The organism is Nocardia sp. NPDC060220 (genome assembly GCF_042727815.1).
Lineage (GTDB): Bacteria > Actinomycetota > Actinomycetes > Mycobacteriales > Mycobacteriaceae > Nocardia.
In genome coordinates this window covers 1-3,893 of record NZ_JBHWZY010000666.1, presented here as the reverse complement: position 1 = coordinate 3,893, position 3,893 = coordinate 1, and the positions used below count along the sequence as shown (strand labels likewise).

Sequence of the window (3,893 nt, the reverse complement as noted above, 5' to 3'; positions counted from 1 at the left end):
AAGACCTCGGGGTGCTCGATCGCGACGCGGCGCACGCCGTGCGCGAGGCGCTGCAGATACCCCTGCCAGCTGCCGCCCTCTTCGTCGGGCTCCATCAGGTTCTGCTCGTAGAGCTGGTCGACGAGGTGATCTACCACACCGGCCAGCAGGTCGTCACGCCCGGAAACGTACCGATACAGGGCCATGGCTTCGACGCCCAGCCACGAGCCCAGACGGCGCATCGTGAGATGCCCCAGGCCTTCCTGGTCGATCAGCGCAATCGCTGATTCCAGGATCAGGACCCGGTCCAGGCGCGGGGCGCGTCGAGCGTCCCCGTCCCGTGAACCGTTGTCGCGCAGCTCGGCGCCTGAGTCGATCGTGTCCTCGCTCAGGGCAGAGCTCCTGTCAATATCTTCCGGCTCTGGTACTCCACCACGCCGCCATAACCCCAGGGTACCGGGATGTTCCGGCCGATTTCAACGCACCCCGCCCGGCAGATTTCGACACAACGGTTTACAAGGTAAACGGATATATGTTTATCTTGTAAACGTCAGCCATGGAGCTGCACACCCCGGGTTGCGCTCGCGTCACACGGGGAACGTTGGGCCGATCGAAGGGACAGTCGTGTCTGAGAACGACAGTGGAGTAGAGGCCGGAGTCAAGGGCGTCGTCGAGGGTGTGAAGGGCAAAGCCAAGGAAGTCGCGGGTGCCGTGGTGGGCGACGACTCCTTGCTGCGCGAAGGCCGTGCGCAGCAGGACAAGGCCGAGTCGCAGCGCGAGGTCGCGGAGAAGGAAGCCGAAGCCGAGAAGGCACGGCGCGAGGCATCGGTCAATGAAGCACGTCAGCGCGCCGCCGAGCAGGACTGACCGCACGCGTCTTCGGGCCCGGCCGGTGAACCGGCCGGGCCCGTCGGCTCAGCGATATGGGCGGGCCGTGATGACACGGGCCGTTCGGTTCGGAAACAGGGAGTGACGTGATGGAAAAGCCTGCGATGCTGCGGATGGACAGTGCCGCGCGAACGACACCGGGCTACTCCGACCGGCAATGGGCGGTGCGTGAGGCGGTGCTGAAATGGGCGCACAACGAAGATGTCCTCGACAACCCGGTGCCGGTCCTTGGCGCCTTCGTCGTCGGGGCGTCGGTCTGTTGGCCGGGAGAATCGCTGACCGAGGACGAGGTAGTTCGCGCGTCGCTGTGGTTGACGAGGATGGGGCTGTTCAACTCCATCGATCGCGACCCGGCATTCGGTCACCGCGCAACCATCTACCGCCCTCGGATCACCGCCGAAGGAATCCGCGTCGCGCGCGGCCCCGATGGAGTTCGCGGCGTTTCCTGGCCAGGCGTCATCATTCGCCCGCCCCGTCGGCCGATGCCGCCGCCGCGCGATCTCACTCCTCCCCCGCAGCCCACCGGGTAGACGTCAGCTGCCGCGCGCATCAGTTCGCCACGTGCGCAGTTCAGCTCAGGTCCGCATCCAACTGTCGCCATTGACCGGCGCCCCCAGGACATAAACCGACTCCCTCACGGACTCGACCGTCCGACGACAGCCGCCCAGGTCAGGATCGGGACGTGGTGAGCCCGAGCCGGCCGATCAGCCCGGCCAGCCATTCGCGGGCGGCGGCCGGATCGTTGTCGAGCAAAAGCTGGACGGTGACACCGTCGTATGCGGCGACGACCGCGCGGGCAGCCTCACCGACCGACCCCATTTCCCTGGGCAGCCCGAGCTGACTGTTCGTCAACGTGCCCTCGATCATGCTCCGCAGCTGAGCACGGTGGGCCAAGAGTTTCGTCGCGATCTCGGGACGGCGGGCGGCGTGGGTGAGGAAGTCGGTTTTCACCAGCAGCCAATCGCGGTCGAGAAGCAAGGTGGCCGAAAGCCTGTCGGCGAAGGCCGACAGGTCCGACGGCTTCTCGATCGACGCGAGCGCCGCGCGCACCTGCTCCGTGATCAGGCTCGCGCGCTGGTCGTAGAGAACGAAGAACAACTCTTCCAGGCTGTCGAACTGGGAGTAGAACGCGCCGCGCGTGTATCCGGCCGCAGCGCACACGTCTTCGATACGGACCAGGCCGAAGCCCTTCTCCGCGAACACCGCGAACGCCGCGTCCAACAGGCGCGCCCGCGTCTCGGCTCGGCGACGGGTGACGCGGGGCGGGGAAGCCGTGGTCTCTGCTGAGGCGTTCACAGACCAACACAATACAGATGTGCATTAGATTCGATAATGTATCGGATACATGCACGTATTCATCGTGCTGGCGAGTGGAAGTAGAGGTGATCCGAATGGATGCCGATGTCATCGTTGTCGGAGCAGGCTTGGCCGGTCTGGTCGCGACCCACGAGCTGACCCGCAGGGGCAAGCGCGTGATCGTCGTCGATCAGGAGAACGCAGCCAATCTCGGCGGGCAGGCGTTCTGGTCCTTCGGCGGGATCTTCCTGGTCGACAGTCCGGAACAGCGTCGGCTGGGCATCCACGACTCACTCGATCTGGCCTGGAACGACTGGTCGGGCAGCGCCGGGTTCGATCGCCTGTCCGACGAGGACAGTTGGGCACAGCGTTGGGCCCGTGCCTATGTCGAGTTCGCCGCGGGTGAGAAGCGGTCCTACCTCACCGAATTCGGTATCAGCTTCGTACCGACGGTCGGGTGGGCCGAGCGCGGTGACCTGTGTGCCGACGGTCACGGAAACTCGGTGCCTCGATTCCACGTCGCGTGGGGCACCGGCACCGGCGTCGTCGCGCCGTTCACCGCGTCGGCGTTGCGCGCCGAAGAGACGGGTCAGGTGATCTTCCAGCACCGGCATCGCGTCGACGGCCTGGTCTTCACCGACGGCGCCGTCACCGGCGTGCGCGGGGCGATCCTGGCCGACGACGAGGCCGAACGCGGCGCACCGTCCAACCGTGACGTGGTCGGAGAGTTCGAAATATCCGCCGACGCAGTCGTTCTCGCCACCGGCGGGATCGGCGGCGACCATGACCTCGTGCGCCGCCACTGGCCCGAACAGATGGGCACACCACCGGCGACCATGATCACCGGCGTCCCCGCCTACGTCGACGGCCGGATGCTCGATATCGCCGCCGACGCGGGTGTCCGCCTGGTCAACCGCGACCGCATGTGGCACTACACCGAGGGCATCCAGAATTGGGATCCGATCTGGCCCAGCCATGCCATCCGCATCCTGCCCGGCCCCTCCTCGATGTGGTTCGACGCCCTCGGACGGCGCCTACCCGCGCCATATCTTCCCGGCTACGACACCCTGGGCACCTTGCGCTATCTGCGCACCACCCCCGAACTCGCCCCGCACGACCACTCCTGGTTCGTCACCACCCAGCGCATCGTCGCCAAGGAGTTCGCTCTCTCCGGTTCCGAGCAGAATCCCGACATCACCGCGAAGAACCGGGTCGGCATGATCCGCGAACGCGTCTTCGGCAAAGGTGCCCCCGCACCGGTGTCGGCGTTCATGGAACACGGCGCCGATTGGGTCGTCGCCGATACCCTCGACGACCTCGTCGCGAAGATGAACGCGCTCACCGAAGAGCCCCTGCTCACCACGCACGGCCTCCGTGAGCAGATCGCCGCCCGAGACCTGCAGGTGGACAACGCTTTCAGCAAGGACGCCCAACTCCAGGGCATTCACAATTCCCGCCGCTACCTGGGCGACCGAATCACCCGTACCGCCGCACCACACCGCATCCTCGATCCGGCCGCCGGTCCGCTCATCGGCGTGAAACTCCATGTCCTGACCCGCAAATCCCTCGGCGGCATCCAGACCGACCTCGAATCCCGCGCCCTCGGCGCCGACGGCACCCCGATCCCGGGCCTCTACGCGGCCGGAGAGGCCGCCGGGTTCGGCGGCGGCGGACTGCACGGCTACAACGCTCTGGAGGGCACCTTCCTCGGCGGGTGCATTTTCTCCGGG

General features: G+C 66.5%; 5 protein-coding genes. 3 read left to right on the top strand and 2 right to left on the bottom strand.

The annotated features are described in order from the left end of the window. Positions 1-338 (bottom strand): TetR/AcrR family transcriptional regulator (locus tag ACFWF3_RS27375; RefSeq protein ID WP_379316268.1); only part of this gene is annotated, 338 nt, incomplete at its 3' end. A gap of 265 nt (positions 339-603) precedes the next feature. Between ACFWF3_RS27375 and ACFWF3_RS27370 the strand changes: the two genes are divergently transcribed. Then, positions 604-846, top strand: a complete 243-nt coding sequence (locus tag ACFWF3_RS27370) for a CsbD family protein (protein WP_379316266.1) — start codon at positions 604-606, stop codon at positions 844-846. A gap of 110 nt (positions 847-956) precedes the next feature. Then, entirely contained in the window at positions 957-1,397 is a 441-nt protein-coding gene (locus ACFWF3_RS27365) for a hypothetical protein (protein WP_378992842.1), read from the top strand. Between the two features lie 139 nt (positions 1,398-1,536). On the opposite strand, the gene ACFWF3_RS27360 is transcribed toward ACFWF3_RS27365, so the two are convergent. Then, positions 1,537-2,163, bottom strand: a complete 627-nt coding sequence (locus ACFWF3_RS27360) for a TetR/AcrR family transcriptional regulator (RefSeq protein ID WP_379316264.1) — start codon at positions 2,161-2,163, stop codon at positions 1,537-1,539. 95 nt (positions 2,164-2,258) lie between these two features. Between ACFWF3_RS27360 and ACFWF3_RS27355 the strand changes: the two genes are divergently transcribed. Beyond that, positions 2,259-3,893 (top strand): FAD-binding dehydrogenase (locus ACFWF3_RS27355; RefSeq protein WP_379316262.1); only part of this gene is annotated, 1,635 nt, incomplete at its 3' end.

Coding starts and splice junctions, on each gene's coding strand:
- ACFWF3_RS27365 (WP_378992842.1), top strand. CDS start 957: ATGGAAAAGCCTGCGATGCTGCGGATGGACAGTGCCGCGCGAACGACA.